The organism is Lysobacter hankyongensis (assembly GCF_039543145.1).
Lineage (GTDB): Bacteria > Pseudomonadota > Gammaproteobacteria > Xanthomonadales > Xanthomonadaceae > Lysobacter_I > Lysobacter_I hankyongensis.
Genome location: NZ_BAABJE010000005.1, coordinates 312,028 through 334,449, shown reverse-complemented (window position 1 = coordinate 334,449; position 22,422 = coordinate 312,028). Strand labels below are relative to the sequence as shown.

Annotated in this window: 19 protein-coding genes; 9 read left to right on the top strand and 10 right to left on the bottom strand. The window is 68.9% G+C overall.

Annotated elements, in window-relative coordinates; all coding sequences use genetic code 11:
* Positions 1–87 precede the first annotated feature (87 nt).
* The gene (locus ABD974_RS07455) at positions 88–1,260 is read right to left on the bottom strand and encodes a LysM peptidoglycan-binding domain-containing protein (RefSeq protein WP_345302670.1); all 1,173 of its coding nucleotides are present in this window, start codon (positions 1,258–1,260) and stop codon (positions 88–90) included.
* Between the two features lie 132 nt (positions 1,261–1,392).
* On the opposite strand from ABD974_RS07455, the gene def reads away from it, so the two are divergent.
* From def to ABD974_RS07425, 6 genes are all read left to right on the top strand, one after another.
* Positions 1,393–1,908 (top strand): peptide deformylase, encoded by a 516-nt coding sequence (gene def / locus ABD974_RS07450; protein WP_345302669.1) that lies wholly within the window; start codon positions 1,393–1,395, stop codon positions 1,906–1,908.
* A gap of 159 nt (positions 1,909–2,067) precedes the next feature.
* Positions 2,068–3,012, top strand: coding sequence for a methionyl-tRNA formyltransferase (fmt, locus tag ABD974_RS07445; RefSeq protein ID WP_345302668.1), 945 nt, complete (start codon positions 2,068–2,070; stop codon positions 3,010–3,012).
* A complete protein-coding gene (locus tag ABD974_RS07440) occupies positions 3,009–3,281 on the top strand; it encodes a hypothetical protein (RefSeq protein ID WP_345302667.1) in 273 nt (90 codons plus the stop codon). Before fmt ends, ABD974_RS07440 begins: the two co-directional genes overlap by 4 nt.
* Positions 3,278–4,579, top strand: a complete 1,302-nt coding sequence (gene rsmB, locus ABD974_RS07435) for a 16S rRNA (cytosine(967)-C(5))-methyltransferase RsmB (protein WP_345302666.1) — start codon at positions 3,278–3,280, stop codon at positions 4,577–4,579. The genes ABD974_RS07440 and rsmB overlap by 4 nt, the downstream gene beginning before the upstream one ends.
* Before the next feature lie 90 nt (positions 4,580–4,669).
* The gene (locus tag ABD974_RS07430) at positions 4,670–6,376 is read left to right on the top strand and encodes an ArnT family glycosyltransferase (protein WP_345302665.1); all 1,707 of its coding nucleotides are present in this window, start codon (positions 4,670–4,672) and stop codon (positions 6,374–6,376) included.
* 57 nt (positions 6,377–6,433) lie between these two features.
* Positions 6,434–7,342, top strand: coding sequence for a polysaccharide pyruvyl transferase family protein (locus ABD974_RS07425; protein WP_345302664.1), 909 nt, complete (start codon positions 6,434–6,436; stop codon positions 7,340–7,342).
* 13 nt (positions 7,343–7,355) lie between these two features.
* Here the strand turns inward: ABD974_RS07425 and ABD974_RS07420 are convergent, their stop codons facing one another.
* The 6 genes from ABD974_RS07420 to ABD974_RS07395 all read right to left on the bottom strand — a co-directional run bounded on the left by ABD974_RS07420 (position 7,356) and on the right by ABD974_RS07395 (position 15,572).
* Positions 7,356–9,254, bottom strand: coding sequence for an ATP-binding cassette domain-containing protein (locus ABD974_RS07420; protein WP_345302663.1), 1,899 nt, complete (start codon positions 9,252–9,254; stop codon positions 7,356–7,358).
* A 43-nt stretch (positions 9,255–9,297) separates the two neighbouring features.
* A complete protein-coding gene (locus tag ABD974_RS07415) occupies positions 9,298–10,476 on the bottom strand; it encodes a glycosyltransferase family 4 protein (RefSeq protein ID WP_345302662.1) in 1,179 nt (392 codons plus the stop codon).
* 11 nt (positions 10,477–10,487) lie between these two features.
* Positions 10,488–11,420, bottom strand: a complete 933-nt coding sequence (locus ABD974_RS07410; RefSeq protein WP_345302661.1) for a glycosyltransferase — start codon at positions 11,418–11,420, stop codon at positions 10,488–10,490.
* Positions 11,417–12,364 carry a UDP-glucuronic acid decarboxylase family protein gene (locus ABD974_RS07405; RefSeq protein WP_345302660.1) on the bottom strand — a complete coding sequence of 316 codons (948 nt, stop codon included), beginning with the start codon at positions 12,362–12,364 and terminating at the stop codon, positions 11,417–11,419. Before ABD974_RS07405 ends, ABD974_RS07410 begins: the two co-directional genes overlap by 4 nt.
* A gap of 591 nt (positions 12,365–12,955) precedes the next feature.
* Positions 12,956–14,533 (bottom strand): protein adenylyltransferase SelO, encoded by a 1,578-nt coding sequence (locus ABD974_RS07400; protein WP_345302659.1) that lies wholly within the window; start codon positions 14,531–14,533, stop codon positions 12,956–12,958.
* 253 nt (positions 14,534–14,786) lie between these two features.
* Complete coding sequence (locus ABD974_RS07395; protein ID WP_345302797.1) at positions 14,787–15,572, bottom strand: glycosyltransferase family 2 protein; 786 nt, start codon at positions 15,570–15,572, stop codon at positions 14,787–14,789.
* Here ABD974_RS07395 and ABD974_RS07390 point away from each other — a divergent pair.
* On the top strand, positions 15,568–16,623 hold the full coding sequence (locus tag ABD974_RS07390) for a CDP-glycerol glycerophosphotransferase family protein (protein ID WP_345302796.1): 1,056 nt from the start codon (positions 15,568–15,570) through the stop codon (positions 16,621–16,623). The genes ABD974_RS07395 and ABD974_RS07390 overlap by 5 nt on opposite strands.
* A gap of 96 nt (positions 16,624–16,719) precedes the next feature.
* Here the strand turns inward: ABD974_RS07390 and ABD974_RS07385 are convergent, their stop codons facing one another.
* Genes ABD974_RS07385 through ABD974_RS07375 form a run of 3 tightly spaced genes read right to left on the bottom strand, consistent with a single transcriptional unit; the run spans position 16,720 to position 19,746 of the window.
* A complete protein-coding gene (locus ABD974_RS07385) occupies positions 16,720–18,243 on the bottom strand; it encodes a PH domain-containing protein (protein WP_345302658.1) in 1,524 nt (507 codons plus the stop codon).
* On the bottom strand, positions 18,230–18,832 hold the full coding sequence (locus ABD974_RS07380) for a PH domain-containing protein (RefSeq protein ID WP_345302657.1): 603 nt from the start codon (positions 18,830–18,832) through the stop codon (positions 18,230–18,232). The genes ABD974_RS07385 and ABD974_RS07380 overlap by 14 nt, the downstream gene beginning before the upstream one ends.
* The gene (locus ABD974_RS07375) at positions 18,829–19,746 is read right to left on the bottom strand and encodes a lauroyl acyltransferase (protein ID WP_345302656.1); all 918 of its coding nucleotides are present in this window, start codon (positions 19,744–19,746) and stop codon (positions 18,829–18,831) included. The genes ABD974_RS07380 and ABD974_RS07375 overlap by 4 nt, the downstream gene beginning before the upstream one ends.
* Positions 19,747–19,838: 92 nt before the next feature.
* Between ABD974_RS07375 and dtd the strand changes: the two genes are divergently transcribed.
* Together dtd and rpoD are read left to right on the top strand one after the other, a co-directional pair.
* Positions 19,839–20,279 carry a D-aminoacyl-tRNA deacylase gene (gene dtd / locus ABD974_RS07370; RefSeq protein ID WP_345302655.1) on the top strand — a complete coding sequence of 147 codons (441 nt, stop codon included), beginning with the start codon at positions 19,839–19,841 and terminating at the stop codon, positions 20,277–20,279.
* 248 nt (positions 20,280–20,527) lie between these two features.
* The gene (gene rpoD / locus ABD974_RS07365; protein WP_345302654.1) at positions 20,528–22,375 is read left to right on the top strand and encodes an RNA polymerase sigma factor RpoD; all 1,848 of its coding nucleotides are present in this window, start codon (positions 20,528–20,530) and stop codon (positions 22,373–22,375) included.
* The last annotated feature ends 47 nt before the right edge of the window (positions 22,376–22,422 follow it).

Below are 22,422 nucleotides of genomic sequence, written 5' to 3'. Positions count from 1 at the left end.
GCAAACGACGACGGCGCCCTCGGGCGCCGTCGCATCGTGGTGTCGGAAAATTCCGAACCGGACGATCGTTCCGTGAATCCCCTTCCGTTACTTCGCGTCGGGGTGCTTCAGGCGATAACCGACGCGGCTGGGCTTCACGCCCTCCATCACCAGGCCGTAGCTGACCTTGTCGAAGGTGCGGAAGATCATCACGTGGCCGGCGTATTCGTCCGGCAACTGCACGCGACGGCCCTTCGGCACGGTTTCCTCGCCGCGCCAGTAGCCTTCCTGCACGCGGTCCATGGCATTGCTGCCCTGGCGCCAGATCGACAGCACGGTGCCGTTGTCGACGCCGTCCTGCGCGCCGACGGACAGCGCGACCACATCGAGCGGACCGCCGCTGGTCAGCGAGTTGGCCACGGCCAGCACGCGGGCCTTGTTCTCGTCCAGCGGCTGCTTCGGCGCATGCGGGAAGAACTGCAGGTCGTAGGGCTGGGCATCGACCGGGATGAGGCGATCGCCGACCCGGACTTCGACATTGCGCTGGTCGAGACGCAGGGTGGTGACCTCGACATCGCCTTCCATCAGCTTGGTGACGGTGCCGGCGTTGACCTTGTACAGCTCGTGGCCGAGTTCCTCGCGACCGACATCGGCGCCGGCGGTGTCGCTCCATGCGGTGCCGAAGCCCGGCACGAGGCCGCCGCGGAAGTCGTAATGGTTGCGGGTGAGCATGTCGCAGCACTCGCGCTTGCCGATCCGCACGTAGCGGGTGGTCGGGCGGACGATGGCGTAACGCTGGCCGACCTGGGCGCCTTCCAGACCGCGCGCGTAGGCCTGGTGACCGACGACGCCGCGGGTGATGTCTTCTTCCAGGCCGACCACGTAGGGCAGGTCCTTGAAACTGTCGACCACGCGCAGATCGCGCAGGTAGGGCTCGATCTGCGACAGCGGAATCGCGTTGATCGGTCCCTCCGTGCGCGGGCCCGGCTGCACGCCGACGCCGACGCGGTCGAGATAGGCGAGGCTGATCACGTCGCCCGGATAGATCAGATGCGGATTCGCGATCTGCGGATTGGCCTGCCAGATCTCCGGCCACAGCCACGGCCGCTTCAGGAAACGCCCCGCGATGTCCCACAAGGTGTCGCCACGCTTCACCACGTAGGTGTCGGGATGATCGCCACGGAACTCCTCCTGGGCGACCGCGTAGGTGCCCACGGTGAGGAGGGCAACGGCGCCGATCACCTTGAAACGGTGAGAAACGCGCTTAAGGATGCTGGCCATCTACTTGCTCCCCTTGGGATTTTCCCCAACACAACGGCCGCACTATAGCCCACAAAACCGGGCTCTTGGCAAGTCGGAAGGCGGTACAATGGGACGCAATCGGGCCTTTCGCCCTCCCCCGGCGCCGCAAACATGACGCTCCTCTCAATTCTCGAATTCCCCGATCCCCGTCTCCGGACCAAAGCCGTGGCCGTGGATCCGGCCGGGATCGCCGATCCGGCGTTCCAGACCCGGCTCGACGACATGTTCCAGACCATGTACGAAGCGCCGGGCATCGGCCTGGCCGCCAGCCAGGTGGACGACCACCGCCGCTTCATGGTGATCGACACCAGCGAAGAGAAGAACGAACCGCGGGTGTTCATCAACCCGGAGATCGTCGAGGCCGACGGCCATCAGGTGTACCAGGAGGGCTGCCTCTCGGTCCCCGGCATCTTCGCCGACGTCACCCGCGCCAACCGGATCACGGTGAAGGCCTACGGCCGCGACGGCCAGCCGTTCCAGATCGAGGCCGACGGCCTGCTGGCGATCTGCATCCAGCACGAAATGGATCACCTCGACGGCAAGCTCTTCGTCGATTACCTGTCGCCGCTCAAGCGCGACATGGTGCGCAAGAAGCTGGAGAAGGCGCGGCGCAACAGCGCGGCCTGACCTCGCGCCGCCGGTAGAGCGGCCTTCAGGCCGCTGATTCCGCCGCGCTTCCGAAGCGGCCTGAAGGCTGCTCTACCTTTCGTTTCAATTTGAAAGTCGCTGGATTTCCGCATGCGCGCGAATGACGGCCACTTCCCCGCCTTCACGAGCGCGTCGAACATGTCCCTCCGCATCGTCTTCGCCGGCACCCCGGCCTTCGCCGTTCCCTGTCTGCGCGCCGCGGCGCGCCATGGCGAGGTCGTGGCGGTCTACACCCAGCCGGATCGCCCTGCCGGCCGCGGGCGCGCGCTCACGCCGTCACCGGTGAAGCTGGAAGCGCTGCAGCGCGGGATCGAAGTGCTGCAGCCGGAAACGCTGAAGGCGCAGGTCTCGCGCGATGCGCTGCGCGCGCTCAAACCCGATCTGATGATCGTGGTCGCCTACGGCTTGATCCTGCCGCAGAAGATCCTCGACATCCCGACCCACGGCTGCTGGAACGTGCACGCCTCGCTGCTGCCGCGCTGGCGCGGCGCGGCGCCGATCCAGCGCGCGATCGAGGCCGGCGACCGCGAGACCGGCGTGTGCCTGATGCGGATGGAGAAGGGCCTCGACACCGGCCCGGTGCTGCTGTCGCAGGCGCTGGCGATCGGCGCGCAGGAGACCGGCGGCCAGTTGCACGATCGCCTGTCGGAACTCGGCGCGCAGGTGCTGGCCGATGGCCTGGGCCTGCTGCGTGCGGGCATCGTGCCGGTGGCGCGACCGCAGCCGGACGACGGCGTGACCTACGCGCACAAGCTCGACAAGCACGAGGCGAAGCTCGACTGGTCGCAGCCCGCGACCGCACTCGCGAACAAGGTCCGCGCGTTCAACCCGTGGCCGGTGGCGGAGGCGGAACTCGCCGGCGAGCGCGTGCGCATCCATGGCGCCATCGCACTCGACACCACACTGCATGCCGCGCACGACCCGGCGCCGGGAACGGTGCTGGCCGCGGGCCGCGACGGCATCGACATCGCCTGCGGCGACGGGGCGCTGCGCATCCGTTCGCTGCAGCGCGAGGGCGGCAGGATCATCACCGCCGCCGACTATCTCAACGCGCGTCGCGACCTGATGCCGCCCGCCGCATGAACGCACCCTCGATGCGCACGCCGTTGATGCAGGCGATCCGCGAGCTGGACGTCGTCCGCGTGACATCGCTGGACGGCATGCGCTGCGGCCTCGAAAACCGCTACGCGCGCGCGCCGGAGATCGGCGACATCGCGACCGTGGTGATGGCGCTGCGGGCGCCGAAGCATCCCGACGGCTATCTCTGCGAATGCGTCGCCGCGGACGGCACGACGCGCTGGCTCGCGACCTTCCCGCGCGAGGCGCTTGCCCTCATCGAGGCGACGCCATGAACGCGCCGGCTTCCGGTACCGCCTCGCGCCTCGCCGCCGCGCGCGTGCTCGATGCGGTGCTGCATCGCGGCCGTTCGCTGAAAGGCGAATTCGCCAGCGCCTTGCCGAAGCTCGCCGACCCGCGCGACCGCGCGCTGGTGGAGGCGATCTGCTTCGCCGCGCTGCGCGGACGCGCGCGCTATGCCGCGGCGCTCGATGGCTGGATGGCGAAACCGCTGGGACAGCGCGACGCCCCGCTGCGCGCGCTGCTGTACGTCGGCTTCGCGCAGATCGACGCGCTGCGGCTGCCGGCGCATGCCGCGGTGGACGCCACCGTGGAAGCCGCACGCGCACTCGGTCGCACCCACCAGGCCGGCATGGTCAACGCGCTGCTGCGGCGCGCGCTGCGCGAAGGCCTGCCTGCCGCCGACCCGGCGCAGGCCTGGCCGGCATGGCTGCTCGACGAGGTGCGGCGCGATTGGCCGGCGCAGGCCGATGCGCTGCTCGCCGCGAGCGCCACCGCGGCGCCGCTGTGGCTGCGGGTGAACCGGCAGACCGCAACGCGCGACGCGGCGCTGCGGGATCTGCAGGCGGCCGGCATCGCCGCGACCGCGCATCCGGTCCTGCCCGAGGCGCTGCGGATCGAGGATTCGATGGCGGTCGCCGATCTGCCCGGCTTCGACGCGGGCCGGCTCTCGGTGCAGGACGGTTCCGCGCAGGCGGTGGCGGATGCGCTCGCGCCCGCGCCGGGCGCGCGCGTGCTCGATGCCTGCGCCGCGCCCGGCGGCAAGGCCGCACATCTGCTGGAACGCGATCCGTCGCTGCGGCTGACCGCGCTCGACGTGGACCCGCGCCGTCTGCGTCGCACCGCCGAAACCCTCAAACGCGTCGGCGTGGACGCGAACGTGGTGCTGGAGACCGTCGATGCGACCCATCTCGCATCGTGGTGGGACGGCACGCCGTTCGACGCCGTGCTGATCGACGCGCCCTGCTCCGCGACCGGCATCGTCCGGCGGCAGCCGGACATCCTGCTGCACCGGCAGCCGGCCGACATCGAGGCGCTGGTGTCGACCCAGGCCCGGCTGCTGGATGCGCTGTGGCCGGCGGTCGCGCCCGGCGGCGTGCTGGTCTACGCGACCTGCTCGATCCTCGCCCGCGAGAACGCGGCGCAGATCGACGCCTTCCTCGCGCGCACCGCCGACGCCACGGCCGAACCGCTCGACGACCGTTTCGGTCATCCCGCGGGCGCCGGCCGGCAGCGGCTGCCGGGCGAGGACGGCATGGACGGGTTCTTCTACGCGCGGCTGCGGAAAGCCTGATGCGGTCTGCGCGCTCGACCGATTGCGCAGCGTTCTGTCGCGCCTGCCGGTGCTCCTACAAAAACGCATGACACGCCCTAAGATGCCCGCATGCTGAAGACACGCGCCTCACGAGAATTCTGGCTACTCGCCATCGTCGCCCTGCTGGTGCTGGGTTCGGGACTGGGCCTTCGCGATCCTTGGCCGTCGGACGAGCCGCGATTCACCCTCGTCGCCAAGCAGATGGTCGAAAGCGGCGACTGGCTGTTCCCGCATCGCGGCACCGAGCTGTACTCGGACAAGCCACCGATGCTGATGTGGTTCGAGGCCGCGTTCTACACCGTGTTCCGCGACTGGCGCATCGCCTTCCTGCTGCCGTCGCTGCTCGCCGCGCTGGGCACGCTGTGGTGCGTGTACGACCTCGGCCGCCGGCTGTGGACGCGCCGGGTGGGCCTGTACGCGGCGTGGGCGCTGTTGTTCGCGCTGCAGTTCACCTACCAGAGCAAGAAGGCGCAGATCGATCCGCTGGTGACGTTCTTCATCACCCTCGCGAACTACGGGCTGTTGCGGCATCTGCTGTGCGGGCCGAACTGGAAACTGTGGACGCTGGGCTGGTTCGCGGCCGGCATCGGCACGATCACCAAGGGCGTCGGCGGACTGGCGCTGCTGATGATCCTGCCCGCGGCGATCGCCTCGTTCATGCACTGGCCGCGGGTGCGCGTGCATGCGCGCGACTGGCGCTTCATCGTCGGGCCGCTGGCCTTCGTCTTCGCCGCGGCGCTGTGGCTGGTGCCGATGGTGACCGCCGCGCTGAGCCAGGACAACCCGGAATACAGGGCGTATCTCGACGACATCCTGTTCCGCCAGACCGCCGGCCGCTACGCGAAATCGTGGGATCACGCGCAACCGCCGTGGTACCACTTCGTGGTGATGGCCACGGCCTGGCTGCCGACCGCGTTCGCGCTGTGGTGGGCGTTTCCGGCCTGGCGCACGCGGCTGCGACGGCGCGATGCGCGCTATCTGCTGCCGCTGGCGTGGTGGGCGCTGATCATCCTGTTCTTCTCGATTCCCAGCGGCAAACGCGACGTCTACATCATGCCGGCGCTGCCGATGATGTGTCTCGCGCTGGGCCCGCTGCTGCCGGGCATCGTGCGCCGGCTTTGGGCGAAACGGCTGGGCTTCGCGTTCGCGCTGGCGCTGGGTGCGCCGTTGCTGATCGCCGGCGTGTGGATGTGGTTCGGCACGCCGAAGTTCGAAACGAAAGTGATGGCCGATCGCGGATTCACCGACGAAGGCCACGCCGCGTTCGCGATGCTGATGGCGATGGGCGCATGGGCCATCGCCTGCGCGGGCTGGCACCGCGTGCGCAACGGCGTCGTCGGGCTGCTGTGGGCACTGGGTGGGGTGTGGGTGCTTTACGGCGTGGTCGCATATCCGCTGCTGAATCCCTCCAGCTCCGCGCGCGGGCTGATGGAATCGGCGGGCGCGCGCATCGGCGCCGACGCCGAACTCGGTCTGGTCGCATGGAAGGAGCAGAACCTGCTGATGGCCGATCGTCCCGCCGCGACCTTCGGCTTCAAGACACCGTGGCCGGAGCAGTTGTCGCAGGCGATGCATTGGCAGGCGGATGCGCCGCAGCGGCGCTGGCTGCTGGTGCAGGAGCCGGCGCTGTCGCAGTGCGTGGACCGCTCGAAGGCGATCTTCGCGGGCGTCTCCAATCGCCGCCGCTGGTGGCTGGTGCCCGCCGCCGCCGCCGATGCTTCGTGCATCCCGCACGGCGTGCAGGGCCAGAATGAGGCCGATGGTCAGGAGGACTGAAGTCCGCCATCATCGAGTGTCGACAGGGATGCGCCGGGCGGGGGCCGGGCCATCGACATGAAGCTTCGCTATTGCAAACTCGCCACCGGCAACTTCGGCGACGACGTCAATGTCGTGCTGTGGCCGGAACTCTTCCCCGATCTGGAGATGCGTCATCCCGACGCGCATCTGTACGGCGTCGGCACCCTGCTCGGCGGCTCGCGTCCGGAAGGGCCGAAGTATGTGCTCGGCTCCGGCTGCGGCTATCGCGGCCGGCCGGCGCTGGACGACAGTTGGAAGGTGTACTGGGTGCGCGGCCCGCGCACCGCGGAACGCTGCGGCGTGGATCCCGCGCTGGGGCTGGGCGATGGCGCGGTGCTGTGGCCGGGTCTGCGCCGGACCTGCGCGCCCGTACCCGGGCGCGTCGGCCTGGTGCCGCATCACAAGAGCTACGACGGCGCCGACTGGGATGCGATCGCGCGCGATGCCGGGCTGGTGCCGATCGACCCGCGACAGTCGCCCGAAGCGGTGACCGCGGCGCTGGCCGGCTGCGAGCGCGTGCTCACCGAATCGCTGCATGGCGCGATCTTCGCCGACGCGCTGGGCATTCCGTGGCGCGCGGTCGTGCTGGCGCGACGGTTCAACGATTTCAAATGGCAGGACTGGCTGGACACGCTCGGGCTCACGCTCGACGCGGCCGAAGTACACGTCGAACTGCAGCGCGCGCTGCCGCAGACCAAGGCGCTGGGCAACCGGATGGCCCGCGCCACCGGCTTCGGCGGCCGCGAGGCCCGCAACCACCTGCGGCCGGTGCGCGCGGCGACCGCCGCCGACATCGCGCGAGTGACCGATGAACTGCGCGCGTTCGCCGCGGACGCGGACCGCTTCGTGGTCAGCGACCCAGCGCGACGTGCGGCGCAGTTGTCGGCGATGCGCGAGCGCTGCGCGCGGTTCGCGCAGGACTGCGGGCTGACGTTCGCGGGGTGAGTCGACGCACCGCCTATTCGGATTCGAGCGCTTCCCAGCGCGCGTAGGCCTGCTCCAGTTCCGCCTGCGCCGCCGACAGCGCGGCATTGTGCGCGGCGACCGCAGCGTGATCGCGCTGGAAGAACGCGGGCTCGTGCATCGCCGCGGTCATCGCCGCGATCCGCGTTTCGAGATCCTCGATGGTCTGCGGCAGCGCTTCGAGTTCGCGCTGGTCCTTGTAGCTGAGTTTCCGCTTCGGCACGGCCGCGGCGGGTGTGGGTGTCGGCGCTGCGGCTTTCGACGCGGCCGCGACTGCGGCCTTCGCCGATTCGCCCGGTGCCGGACGCTGCCGCAGCCAATCGCTGTATCCGCCGACGTATTCCTCGATCCGTCCGGCGCCAGAAGCGCTGGCGTCGGGCATCACGATCGTCGAGGTGACCACGCTGTCGAGGAAATCGCGGTCGTGGCTCACCAGCAGCAGCGTGCCCGGATATTCGCCCAGCAGCTCTTCCAGCAGCTCCAGGGTTTCGACATCGAGATCGTTGGTCGGTTCGTCCATCACCAGCAGATTGGACGGCTGCGCGAACAGCTTCGCCAGCAGCAGCCGGTTGCGCTCGCCGCCGGAGAGGCGGGTGATCGGCGCGCGCGCGCGTTCCGGCGTGAACAGGAAATCCTGCAGATAGCCGATCGCGTGCTTCTGGCGGCCGTTGATCTCGACGAAATCCTTGCCTTCGGCGACGTTCTCGATCGCGTTCCAGTCCTCGCGCAGGGTCGAGCGGTACTGGTCGAAATACGCGACCTGCAGCTGGGTGCCGATCTTCACTTCGCCCGACTGCGGCTTCAGATCCCCGAGCAGCAGTTTCAGCAGCGTGGTCTTGCCGCTGCCGTTGGCGCCGATCAGGCCGATGCGGTCGCCGCGCAGGATCGTGGTCGAGAAATCCTTCACCAGCGTGCGCGCGCCGAACACGAACGACACGTCCTTGGCCTCGATCACCTTCTTGCCCGAGGCCGCGGCCTGCGCCGCTTCCATGCGCACGTTGCCGGACAGCTCGCGGCGCTGGGCGCGCTCGTCGCGCATCGCCTTCAGCCGGCGCACGCGGCCTTCGTCGCGGGTGCGGCGGGCCTTGATGCCTTGGCGGATCCACACTTCTTCCTGCGCCAGCAGCTTGTCGAAGCGCGCGTTCTCCTGCGCCTCGGCGTTGAGCCGCTCCTCGCGGCGACGGAGATAGTTGTTCCAGTCGCCGGGCCAGCTGGTGAGCTGGCCGCGATCGATCTCCACGATCCGCGTCGCCAGCGCGCGCAGGAAGCGGCGGTCGTGGGTGACGAACACCAGCGCGCCCGGCCAGGCTTTCAGGAAACCTTCGAGCCAGTCGATCGCGGCGATGTCGAGATGGTTGGTCGGCTCGTCCAGCAGCAGCAGGTCCGGCGCCGACACCAGCGCGCGCGCCAGCAGCACGCGACGCTTCATGCCGCCGGACAGGCGCCCGAAGTCGGCATCGCCGTCCAGGTCCAGCCGCGCCAGGGTTTCGGTCACCCGCTGGTCCACCGACCAGCCACCTGCGTCCTCGATCTTCGACTGCACGACCGCGAGGCGGTCGGTGTCGATCTCGTCGGCATGGATCAGGTGGTGATAGTCGGCCAGCAGCGCGCCAAGCGCGCCGAGCCCGGCCGCAACCACGTCGAACACGGTGCCGCTGGCGTCCGCCGGCACTTCCTGTTCGAGCCGGGCGATGCGCACGCCGCCCTCGACGCGGATGTCGCCGTCGTCGGGCTTGTGCTCGCCGGCCAGCAAACGCAGCAGGGTGGATTTGCCGGCGCCGTTGCGGCCGATCAGGGCGATGCGTTCGCCGGGTTCGATGGCGAGGTCCACGCCGTCGAGCAGCAGCGGGCCGCCGACGCCGAAGTCGACGTCATTCAAGGTCAGAAGAGGCATGGCGACAGTGTAGCCGGCCGCGGGCGCGACCGCTTCGCCTTGCTCAATGCGCCCGCGTCGTCAACGTCTCGTTCGCGCGACCGTGCAGGACCGGCGCGAGCGTGGGCATCAGCTCGGTGTAGACCGCTTCGGTGGCGGCGATGAACGTCGAGAGGCCGAATTCGCGTTCGGCCTTGCGCCGGGCGGCGGCGCCCATCGCCGGCAGGCGGTCGTGGGCGTCGAGCATCCGCAGCACCGCGGCGGCGATGGCGTCGCGATCGCGCACCGGCACCACGAAGCCGTCGACGCCCTCGTCGATGTTCTCGGGCAGGCCCGCGTAATCGCTGACCAGCACCGGCTTGCCCATCGCCATCATTTCGCGGCAGGCGAAGGAAATCGTCTCGACCGCGTGCGAGAGCACGAAGCCGGCGTCGATCGCGGCGATCGCCGGACGCACGTCGTCCAGCAGGCCGGTGAAATGCACGCGGTCCTGCAGGCCGAGCGCTTCGATGCGCTGGCGCTGCTCCGGCGACGGCGGTCGGCCGCACAGCAGCACCGCGACCTGCGCGCGCCGTTCCTGCGGCAGCGCGGCGAGGGCGTCGAGCAGATCCATCCAGCCCTTGTGCTCGGCGGTGCCGGCATTGCTGCCGAGCAGCAGCCGCGCATCGCCGATGCAGCGACGGCGCAGAGCGTCGCGCTCGTCGTCGCGGGCCGAGGGCCAGGGCGCGAAGCGGGCCACGTCCACGCCGTTGCGCACGGTGCGCAACCGGCAACGCGCGTAGGGCGTGGCTTCCAGCATGCGCCGGGTGGACTCGCTGACCGCGATCACCGCGTCGGTGCGGCGCGCGCGCCAGCGATGGGTCAGGCCCTGCGCGGCCTTGGAGTTGTGCTTGGTGAAGACGATCTTCGGCAGGTGCGGCAGGCGCGCGCTCGCCGACAGCACCATGCGGTGATCGGTGGAACCGTTGACGTGGACGATGTCGAAGTCGTGCCGGCGCAGATACTCGCGCAGTTGCCGGCGCGCGCGCGCCGCCGCCGCGAGTTGCGACAGCCCGTTCGGAAACGGCTGCGCCAGCGTGCGTACGCCCGCGAGCGCCGATGCTTCGCGATACAGGCGACTGGTCGGCGGCGCGGCCAGATGCACCTCGTGCGCGGCGGCCGCCAGTCCGCGGGCCAGCGCCAGCAGATAGGTGGTGTGGCCGCCGCCGTCGCCTTCATGGAAGTTCGTGAGCAGCACCTTCATGTCGCGCGTCCTCAGTCCTTGGAGCGTTTCGGGGATTTCAGGCGATGGGTCAGGATGCTCAACGCGCGCTCCGTGCGCTTGAACACGCTGCCCCGGGTCCGCAGCGCCAACCCCGCGTAGCGGCGGATTTCCCGCCAGTCGGGGTCGGGCTTGGTCTTGAACTCGTGTTTCACCAGCTCGATGGCCTCGGGCACGACCCCGGCCATGCGCGCGTATTCGGCCACCAGGCCGCGCGAGCGCAGGCGATTGAGATAGGTCTCGGTCGGGCCGCGATTGGACCACCAGCCGTTCTTGCCGTGGATGCGGTAGCCAACGGTGCCGGTGGGCAGGAAATACTTGCGCCCCGCGAACACGCTGGCGCCGTAGACCAGGCAATTGTCCGCCGACAATCGCCAGATCTTCGCGACGTGCGCGGGCAGGTCGAGGCAGCGCTCGGCCATCGTGCGGCGCAGCGAGATGGCGGAGGTCGGCGCGCCGTACCAGTGCACCAGTTCGCAGGTCGCGATCGCGGTGTAGCCCAGATCCATCTCGCGATCGGCGAAGGCGATCGTGCGCGATTCGTTGCCGAACAGCACGATGTCGTTGAACACGAAATCGACGTCGCGGCGGCGGTCGTAGATCGCGCCGATCTTCTCCAGATGCGCCGGTTCCCAGCGATCGTCGGCATCCAGGAAACAGATCACGTCGGCGTCGGTGGCGGCGAGGCCGCGCTGGAACGCGACCAGCTGGCCGCCGTTCTCGCAGAACAGCAGGGTCACCCGCGCATCGTCGCCGTAGCGTTCGCGCAGGAGATCCTGCGAACCGTCCTTCGAACCGTCGTCGACCACCACGATCCGCTTCGGCGGCCGCGTCTGCGCCAGCGCGCTGTCCACCGCCTCGACCACGAAATCGCGGTAGTTGTAGCAGGTGACGACGACCCCGAAGGTGGTGGTCGCCTCGCTCATGCCGCGGCCCCGTCCAGGGTGCGGCGGAAGTAGGCGATGGTTTCCTTCAGCCCGTCGTCCAGCGCGACCTTCGGCTGCCAGTCGAGCACGGATTTCGCCAGCGCGATGTCGGGCTGGCGCTGCTTCGGATCGTCCGAAGGCAGCGGCCGGAACACCAGCTTCGACCGGCCGCCGACCAGCGCCAGCACCTTCTCGGCGAGTTCGATCATGGTGAACTCGCCGGGATTGCCGATGTTGATCGGGCCGGTGAAGCCGGCCCCGGTGCCCATCATCCGCACGAACGCCTCGATCAGGTCGTCGACGTAGCAGAAGCTGCGGGTCTGGCGGCCGTCGCCGTAGATGGTGATGTCCTCGCCGCGCAGCGCCTGCACGATGAAGTTGCTGACCACGCGGCCGTCGTTCGGATGCATCCGCGGGCCGTAGGTGTTGAAGATGCGCACGACCTTGATGTCGAGGTCGTGCTGACGATGGTAATCGAAGAACAGGGTCTCGGCGCAGCGCTTGCCTTCGTCGTAGCAGCTGCGGATGCCGATCGGGTTCACCCGGCCCCAGTAGCCCTCGGGCTGCGGATGCACTTCCGGGTCGCCGTAGACCTCGCTGGTGGAGGCCTGCAGGATCCGCGCCTTCAACCGCTTGGCCAGGCCCAGCATGTTGATCGCGCCGTGCACGCTGGTCTTGGTGGTCTGCACCGGATCGTGCTGGTAGTGCACCGGCGAGGCCGGGCAGGCGAGGTTGTAGATCTGGTCGACCTCGACGTAGAGCGGGAAGGTCACGTCGTGGCGCATCAGCTCGAAGTACGGATGCTCCAGGCGATGGGCGATGTTGCGCTTGCTGCCGGTGAAGAAATTGTCGACGCACAGGACATCGTGTCCGTCGTCGAGCAGGCGGTCGCACAGATGCGAGCCGAGAAACCCGGCGCCGCCGGTGACGAGAGTGCGAGCCATCGGGGGAAGGCCTTTGGATGGGGCAGAGCTGCGGGGGCAATCCGCAGGGACGTGCCGGGATGACGGGAGGGTGGCGCAGGAACAGCGTCGCCATTGTCGGCGATCGCCCCCCGGCAAGAACAGCGCGGAAACCGCCCGCCGCGCAAAAAAAATGGGATGAGTGTCGCGCGCATGCGCCCCCGTATTCAGCGTGGGGAAAGGTAGATGCCTGTCGCTGGCGGGCTCCGGGCCCCGGCGATGAAGCTCCGACGGGCCGGAATCGCCGCCGGCAGGGTCCGGGCCGAGATCCCGGCCCGGACGAGGCGGGTCATCCCGATCGGGCAGCTGCGATCGGGCAGCTGTGATCGGACGACCGTGATCGGACACCCCGGATCGCAGGATCGCGATGGTTTACCGACTCCCCCGCCCGGATTACGCTGGCCGCCCGATCACTCGACACCGCGGAGCCCATCATGTCCAAAGGCATGGATCAGAAAAAGCAGGACAAGAAGAAACCCGAGAAGACCCTGAAAGAGAAACGCGCGGAGAAGAAAGAGAAGAAAGCCGGCAAGTAAGGCCGGCGCAGACGGGCCGTGAAGACGCCGCACGCGCTCAGGAGCTGCAGGACAGCATCGAGCATCCGGCGCGGTCCCGCGCCCAGTCCGGGCGTCTGGCCGAGAACCGTTCGCATCCGGGCTGGTCGTCGCAGGGGCGACGCAACACGTCGAGGAGCTCGGCGATGCCGCTCGGGTCGCCGGCCTCGGCGCGATCGATGACCTGCTGCGCGAGATAGTTGCGCAACACGTATTTCGGATTGGCCAGACGCATGCGCGCGCGGCGTTCCGCGGCCGGCAGGGGGTCGTCGCGCAGGCGGGCCGCATGGCGCTGCAGCCACTCGACCAGTTGCGGCGCGTGGGCGTCGCGTTTCGCCGGGTCGTAGAACGCCTCCGCGAACGGCGCCAGCGTCGGCATCGCACCCTCGGCGCCGGCATCGAAATCGGTCAACGCGCGGAACCACAGGGTCATGTCGACCTCGGCCGCATGCAGCAGCGCATGCAGGTCGCGCATCAGCGCGACATCGCCGTCGCGGCATTCGTGCAGCCCGAGCTTGCGCGCGATGTTGTCGCGGTCCGCGGCGGTGTAGGCCGTGCCGAAGGCGTCGATGCCCGCCTGCAGCGCGTCGGCGCCATCGAACAGCGGCGACAGCGCCTGCGCGAAGCGCACGAGATTCCAGCGCGCGACCGCCGGCTGCCAGCCGAAGCGATAGCGGCGGCCGCCGGCATCGGTGGTGTTCGGTGTCCAGTCGGGGTCGTAGTCGTCGATCCAGCCATAGGGGCCGTAGTCGATGGTGAGGCCGAGGATCGACAGGTTGTCGGTGTTCATCACGCCATGCACGAATCCGACCCGCATCCATTCGGCCATCAGCCGCGCGGTGCGCGTGCACACCTCGCCGAACCAGTCGGCGTACAGCCCTTCGCCGCTGCCGGACAGATGCGGAAAATCGCGGCGGATCGCGAAATCGACCAGACGCCGCAGCAGGTCGGTTTCGCCGCGCGAGGCCGGCAGCTCGAAATGGCCGAGGCGCAGGAACGACGGCGCGACCCGGCACACCACCGCGCCGGGTTCGGGCTTCGGATGGCCGTCGTAGAACATGTCGCGGACCACGTCTTCGCCGGTGGCCACCAGCGACAGCGCGCGCGTGGTCGGCACGCCAAGGTGATGCATCGCCTCGCTACACAGGAATTCGCGGATCGACGAACGCAGCACCGCGCGACCGTCGGCGCTGCGCGAGTACGGCGTCGGGCCGGCGCCCTTGAGCTGCAGCTCCCGGCGCGCGCCGGCGGCGTTCACGGTTTCGCCGAGCGAGATCGCGCGGCCGTCGCCCAGCTGCCCGGCCCAGTGGCCGAACTGATGGCCGCCGTAATTGGTCGCGAACGGATCCATGCCCGGCAACAGGGCATTGCCGGCGAAGACCTCGGCGAAGCGCGCGCTGGCCGCGTCCGCGTCGTCCAGGCCGAGTTCGCCGAGCATCTCGCGCGACACCGCCAGCGTGCGCGGGGCCGCCACCGGCGTGGGCTTCACCCGCGACCACAGCGCGCCGCGCACCTCGCGACGGCGCGGGCCGGTCTCGTCGTCGCCAGGCAGTGCGGCGAGGAAAGCATTGTCGAAGGTCAGGGTGTCGAGGGTCATGGGGGCGTGCCGCGTTGTGCGTTCGTGAATTCGGAGGATGTGGGCATGTGTGCTGCGTGCGATGCGTCGAAGGTGAAGATCCGCGTTGCGCGGCGAATCGAAGCGTGACTCGGGGCGCGCGGGGAAATATCACCGTCATCCTCGCGCAAGCGAGGAACCCAGGCTCGATCGCCGCTGATGCTTGGGTCCTCGCTTGCGCGAGGATGACGGCAAAAACGCAGAGCGGCACGGCCTGATGCGCGGCCCGCATCGTTCACTCCACCCGCTGCCCGCGCTCCAGCATCCACAGCATGATCGTTTTCTGGCGCACGTAGTTGGCGCGGACGTAGGCGTAGACCAGACCGTGCCAGCCGTCGAGGAAGCCGAGCCGGAACACGTAGCCGCGCCAGAACCGCCATGCCGGCGACAGGATCAGCTTGCCCAGCGAGGCGCGCTTGCCGCGCGCGAATTCGTGCTCGGCCATCATCCGCGCGTAGCGCTCGGTCTTCTGCAACTGCTGCATCAGCGAACGGTACGGGTAGTGGATCAGATCGCCGGCGAGCGTCTTCACCGCGCCGTCGACGCTGGCCGCCTCATGGATCTCGCGGTCGCCGCGCCAGCCGCCGCGACGGCGGTCGAACAATCGCAGCACGCGATCGGGATAGGCGTTGCCGCGGCGCAGGAATTTTCCGAAGTATTCGCTCAGCCGCGCGAAACGGTAGCCGTCGGCGCCGGCGAACCCGGCGTCGCGCGCGGCGAGGATCGACGCCCGCAGTTCCGGGCTCACGCGCTCGTCGGCATCGAGGCAGATCACCCAGGGGTGGGTCGACTGATCGACCGCGAACTGCTTCTGGCTGCGGAAGCCGTCGAAGGGTCGTACCAGCACCCGCGCCCCGGCGGCTTCCGCGATCTTGCGGGTGTCATCGGTCGAACCCGAGTCGACCACCACGATCTCCGCGCAGAAATCCAGCGAGGCGAGGCAGTCGCCGATGCGGTCGGCCTCGTTGAACGTGATAATGCAGGCAGTGATCGGCGGTGCCGTGGGCGGAGACGTGTTGATGGCGGAGTACCTGTTGTTCGCGACCGAGCGTTATGCGCTGCCCATCCTGCAGCCGCTCGCCGATGCGCTGCGGGCGGCGGGACACGGCGTGCATGCCTGTTTCGCCGACGGCGCCGCGGGCGCGCGCCTGCCGGAACCCCTGCGCATGATAAGCCTGCGCGAGGCGGTGGCGCTGCGACCGCGGGCGGTGTTCAGCGCCGCGAACTGGGTGCCGACCTTCCTCACCGGCCCGAAGGTGCAGCTGTTCCACGGTTTCAACGTCGAGAAGCGCGAGGACGCCCGCGGGCATTTCCGGGTGCGGGGACTGTTCGATCTGTACTGCACCCAGGGGCCCGCGACCACCGCGCCGTTCCGGGACCTCGCCGCGCGGCAGCCGCACTTCGCGGTGGTCGAGACCGGCTGGCCGAAGCTCGATCCGCTGTTCCGCGACGACGGCGGCGCGGCGGCGACATTGCGCGCACCGGCGGACGGTCGCGCCACGGTGCTCTTCGCCTCCACCTTCACCGAACGCCTGAGCGCCGCGCCGCATCTGTTCGACGCGATCGCCGCCGAGGTCGCGCGCGGCGACCGTTACTGGCTGCTGACCCTGCATCCGAAATGCGCGCCCGCGCTGTTCGACCGCTATCGCGCGCTCGCCGGGCCGAACGCGGCCTTCGTCGAAACCGAGCAGCTGATGGCCGCGCAGCGCGCCGCCGACGTGCTGGTGGCCGACACCACCTCGGTGGTCTCGGAATTCGTGGTCCAGCACAAACCGGTGGTCACGCTGCGCAACCGCGCGCCGAAGCCGCACATGCTCGACTTCGACGACCCCGCGCGGTTGCCTGCGATGCTCGCACGCGCGTTCGCGCCGGACGCCGCGCTGCGCGCGGCGATCGTCGCCTACGCCGATGCCATCCACCCGTATCGCGACGGGCGTTCGTCCGAACGCGTGCTCGCGGCGACCGAGGATCTCATCGCCGGCAAGCTCGGACGGCTGCGCGGAAAACCGCTGGACGGCCGCCTGCGCGCGCTGCAGATCCGCGCGAAGCTGGGGTATTGGGGATTCGGCTGAAGTTCCGACCGTAGGAGGGCCTTCAGGCCCGATCTTTATCCTCGAGGCATCGCATCAGCCCAGATCGGGCCTGAAGGCCGTCCTACGAGAACGTCGTCACCATCGCAACGCATTGCGCGCGATCTCGCGGCCCAGGGTTTCATGCAATGCACGCGCCTCGGCCTCGGGCAGGAAACGCAGGCGCAGCGGCTTCGCGAGCGCATTGCCGCCGGCGGTGTCGAGCAGCAGGTGGGCCATGCCGAGCCTGCGATCGAGCGGCGACTGGCCCAGACGGATCGCCTGCAATTTGCCGATCTCGGCGAACCGCCACTCGCGCGTCCACCAGCCGCCGCGGGCGGCGATGGTGAGACCGTCGACGGCGTAACCGGCATGGCGCGCGTTCTGCCAGGCGATGTAGGCGATCCACGGCACCCACAGGGCGACGAAGACGAAGCCGAGCGCGCCGAACTCGTACAGCGCGCACGCGCCGAGCACCGCGGCCAGCAGCAGCTGCGGCACGAACAACCGCCAGAACGTGAGCCGATGCAGCGGACGCCAGTCCTGCGGCGGCCAGTGCAGTTCCGGCGCGAGATGCCGGATCAGTGCGTCGCAGCGTTCGGGCGTGGCCACCGGCGCGACCTCGCGCAGCGAGCGCGGCTGGCTGTGCGACCCGTTGTCGAGCACCGCCGTGCCCACTTCCAGCGTGCGCCGGCCGAACCAGCGATGCAGCATGCCCTCGCGCAGCGTCCACGACTGGATGCGGCGACGCGGCGTGCTGGTACGGATGCGGGTCAACAGGCCGCGTTCCAGCGTCAGCCGGCGGCCATGTTCCTCCAACCGGAAGCCGCTGTATTGCAGCAACGCGATCAGCACCGAGAACATCCGGATCATCACGATGAAGGCGATCAGCATCAGCAGCACGGCCGCGGCTTCGTGACCGCGACCGTAGCTGTCGACCACGCCGAACATGCCGTAGGCGATCAACTCGAGGACGCGTTCCACCAGATCCGGACTGATCTGCGACAGCGCCGCGAACGCACCGCCGACCACGATCATGCCGCGGTTGGAGATCAGGCCCACGCGCACCACTTCGGCGGTGGACAGCGTATGCAGCACCTCGCCGGTGTCCGCCGCCGCTTCGGACGCCGCGACCGCGGCCGAGGTGCCGCGGCGGCGGCGCACCAGCGCTTCCAGCGCCAGCGCATCGTCGAGCTTCAGCACGCGCATCTCCGCTTCCGGCTTGATGCCGCCGGCGGATTCCAGCCGCACCTCGGCCACGCCGAAGATCCGGTGCAGCAGGGTCTGGTGCAGGCCGACGTTGTGGATGCGCGCGAACGGGATCTGGCGCAGGCTGCGCTGCAGCAGGCCGCTGCGGATCTGCAGGCTGTCCTCGCCGATGCGGAAACGGTAGGTGTAGAACTGCCAGATCGAGATCGCACCGAGGATGCAGATCGCGACCAGCGACCACAGGTCGTTGCGGTCGCCGCGTCCGAACAGGAACAGGGCGAGGATCGGCACGATGAACTGCTTGAGCTGCTGGATCAGCACGAACAGCCACGACATCGGATGCAGCCGGCGTTCGGGCTGCGCCTCGGACGGCAGCTCGATCGGCGCGTGGTCGACGGACTCAGGCGTGGTCATCGTCGGCCTGTCGGTCGATCTGACGGCTGAAGTGGTCGCGCAGGCGCTCGGCGTCGGCATCGTCCAGCCCGGAAATGCTCACCGCGCTCAGGCGCGTGCCGGCGGTGTGCAGCACCAGCGAGGCCAGGTTGTGCGCGCGTTCCAGCGGCCCGCGCTTGAGATCGAGATGCTGCACCCGCGAACTGGGCACGCGCGTTTCCCATTGCCACAGCCGGCCACGACGCACCGCGAAGCCGTCCTCGTCCAGGATCCAGAAGGTGTAGCGGTAGCGCTTGTGCGCGACCCACAGGGCCACGACGAAGGTCGCAACCCACATCGCCGCGATCGCCATCCAGCCCCAGTCGCGCCGCGCCAGCACGTCGTCGAGGATCATGGTCGCCATCGTCGCCGGCATCGCCGCGACCAGCAGCGACACGTACAGGAACACCCGATACGCGCGTTTCGGCAACTGCTGCCATCCGCGTGGCCCGTCCCAGTCGGCATCGCCATCACGCTGCGGCGCAGCTTCGGCGGCCACACCCGCAGGCGGTGCTTCCGCAGGCACGGCGTCGGGAAACGCAGGGGAACTGTCGTCAAACGGCTGAGTCATGCACGGCCTTCCAGGTCGCGGTACGGGTTGAAGTACGGGTTCATCGACGGATGCAGCGTGTAGCGCTTGTAGGTCCACTGGTACTGCGCCGGATCGCGGCGGGCGATACGCTCCACCGCCGCGTTCAGCGCAGCGGTCGCGACCATCGTATCGTCCGAAGCGATCTCCGCGGGCGCCGGTTCGATCCGCAGCGCGAACGCGAGATCGCCGATGCGCTCGCAGTACGCGAACAGCACCGCGGCGCCGCTGCGCTCCGCGAGCCGCGGCAGCAGGGTCATCGTATAGGCCGGACGACCGAAGAAATCGGCGAACTCGCCGTCGCCCTTCTTCGGCTGCTGGTCCGGCAGGATGCCGGTCACGCCACCGTCGCGGAGGCGCTTGAACAACTGGCGGATGCCCGCGGCCTCGGCGCGGATCTGCACGACGCGGTCGTCGCCGTCGGCGCGCACCCGGCGCAGGAAGGCCTCGCCCAGGGCCGAATCCGGCGGCCGGTACAGGATCGCCAGTTCGGTATGCGCCGCCAGCCACTGGTTCAGCAGCTCCCAATTGCCGTAATGCGGTGCGGCCACGATCACGCCCCTGCCGGCGGCGATGGCCGCATCGAACAGCGCCACGCCCTGCGCCTCGCGGATCATCCGCAGGTTTTCCGCATGCGGCCGGGTCCACAACCGCAGCGTCTCCAGAGTCTGCCGCGCGGTGGTGCGCAGGATCGCGCGCTGCAGCGCCTCGCGCTCGGCCGCGGGCATGTCCGGATAGGCCAGTTCGAGATTGCGCCCGGCCACTCGGCTCTCGCGCCCGCCGCTGCGCCGCCACAGCCAGGCGATGGCGTCGGCCAGCGCGCGCAGCAGGGGCCATGGCAGGCGGCCGATGGCGCTGGCGACGAGATACAGCAGGCGGGCGAAGGCGTCGGTCATCGCCGAAGTCTACGGGAGCCGGCGCGCCGCTCGCGCCCCGACACCCGCGGCAGCGTCTACGATTGCGGGCTTCCCACCGTCCATGGACCGCCATGCTCGCCCTGATCCAGCGCGTCACCGAAGCCCGCGTCGTCGTCGATGGCGAGACCGTGGGCGCCATCGGCCCGGGGCTGCTGGCCCTCGTCGGCGTGGAGCCCGGCGACGGCCCGGCGCAGATCGCGAAGTTGGGCGACCGCCTGCTGCGCTACCGGGTGTTCTCCGACGCCGACGGCAAGATGAACCTCTCCCTGGCCGACACTGGCGGCGGCCTACTGCTGGTGAGCCAGTTCACCCTGGCCGCCGACACCCGTTCAGGCCTGCGCCCGAGCTTCAGCACCGCAGCTCCGCCTGTGGAAGCGGAGCACATCTTCGCCGAAATGGTCGATTACTGCCGTGCAAAGCACAGATCATCGGTCGAAACCGGCCGTTTCGGCGCGAACATGCAGGTCGGCCTGATCAACGACGGACCGGTCACCTTCCTGCTAAGGGCCTGAATCGCGGTGCGGCGCGCTTGAATCGCCGCCTCCCGCACACCACATCGGGCTGTGCCGACCTCCCCTGTCCGATTCGTGCCCGCTGCCGACCGGACTTCGATTCAGGTTCGATGGACGTTCGAGGCGAGTTCGAAGGGATTTCGAACGGGTTCCGACCCGATCCCGCGCCGATGCCACCCGTTCCGGCGCCCAGCCCGACCCCCGGGCTGTTATAATTACGGGTTCACTTTTCCCACGGTGGCGTGCCCATGGCCAACGAACGTCCGGCTCCCCAGTCCGACATCAAGCAGCTCATCAGCAAGGGCCTGGAGCAGGGCTACCTGACCTATGCCGAGGTCAACGATCACCTGCCCGACGACCTTGTCGATCCGGAGCAGATCGAAGACATCATCGGCATGATCAACGGCATGGGCATCGAGGTGCACGAAGTCGCGCCCGATGTCGACACCCTGATCCTCGCCGACGGCAACACCGGCGGCCGCGAAGTCGACGACACCGCCGCCGAAGAAGCCGCGGCCACGCTGACCGCGCTCGACGGCGAAGGCGGCCGCACCACCGATCCCGTGCGCATGTACATGCGCGAGATGGGCACGGTCGAACTGCTGACGCGCGAAGGCGAAATCGCCATCGCCAAGCGGATCGAGGAAGGCCTCACCCAGATGATGTCCGCGCTGGCCAGCTTCCCGTGGTCCGTGCAGTTGCTGCTCGAAGAGTACGACCTGCACAAGGCCGGCAAGAAGCGCCTCGCCGACATCGTCGCCGGCTTCAACGACGTCGAAGAACCGGCCGAAGAGATCCCGGTCGCCGAAATCGCCGACGGCGACGTCGAGATCGACGAAGAGGAAGAAGACGACGGCGCCGCCGAAGAAGCCGCGCCCACCGGCCCGGACCCGGCCGAAGTCGCGCGCCGCATGGAAGTGCTGGCCGCCGGCTACGACCACTTCCAGAAGGCCTACGCCAAGCAGGGCGCCGGCAACAAGGCGCTGGCCAAGCTCCGCGAGGAGATGGCCGAGCAGTTCATGACCCTGAAGCTTCCCCTGCCGCTGACCGACACCCTCGTGCGCAAGCTGCGCGACGTGCTCGGCCAGATCAAGGAACACGAGCGCCGCATCCTCGACCTCTCCACCCGCATCGCCAGGATGCCGCGCAAGGACTTCATCCGCGCCTGGGAAGGCAACCAGACCAACCTCGGCTGGGTCGACGAGATGCTCAAGCGCAAGCAGAAGTGGTCCTCGGGCCTGCGCGACGTGAAGGAACAGATCATCGCCGAACAGGAAGCGACCATCGCCATCGAGCAGGCGCTGTACCTGGAACTGGCGGACATCAAGGAAATCAGCCGCGCGATGGCCTACGGCGAAGCCAAGGCGCGCAAGGCGAAGAAGGAAATGGTCGAGGCCAACCTGCGCCTCGTGATCTCCATCGCCAAGAAGTACACCAACCGCGGCCTGCAGTTCCTCGACCTCATCCAGGAAGGCAACATCGGCCTGATGAAGGCCGTGGACAAGTTCGAATACCGCCGCGGCTACAAGTTCTCGACCTACGCCACGTGGTGGATCCGCCAGGCCATCACCCGCTCGATCGCCGATCAGGCGCGCACCATCCGCATCCCGGTGCACATGATCGAAACGATCAACAAGCTCAACCGCATTTCCCGGCAGATGCTGCAGCAGTACGGCCGCGAAGCGACCCCGGAAGAGCTGGCGAAGGAAATGGACATGCCGGAGGACAAGATCCGGAAGGTCCTGAAGATCGCCAAGGAACCGATCTCGATGGAGACTCCTATCGGCGACGACGAGGACAGCCACCTCGGCGACTTCATCGAGGACACCAACGTCGAATCCCCGATCGAGAACACCACCAACATCAACCTGCAGGAAACCGTGCGTGAAGTCCTCGCCGGCCTGACTCCGCGGGAAGCCAAGGTGCTGCGCATGCGCTTCGGCATCGACATGAACACGGATCACACGCTGGAAGAAGTCGGCAAGCAGTTCGACGTCACCCGCGAGCGCATCCGCCAGATCGAAGCCAAGGCCCTGCGCAAACTGCGCCACCCCAGCCGCAGCGAACAACTGCGCAGCTTCCTCGACATCGACTGACGCCATGCCGCCACCGGCCGCGGCGATCGAAACGATCCGACCGCTAC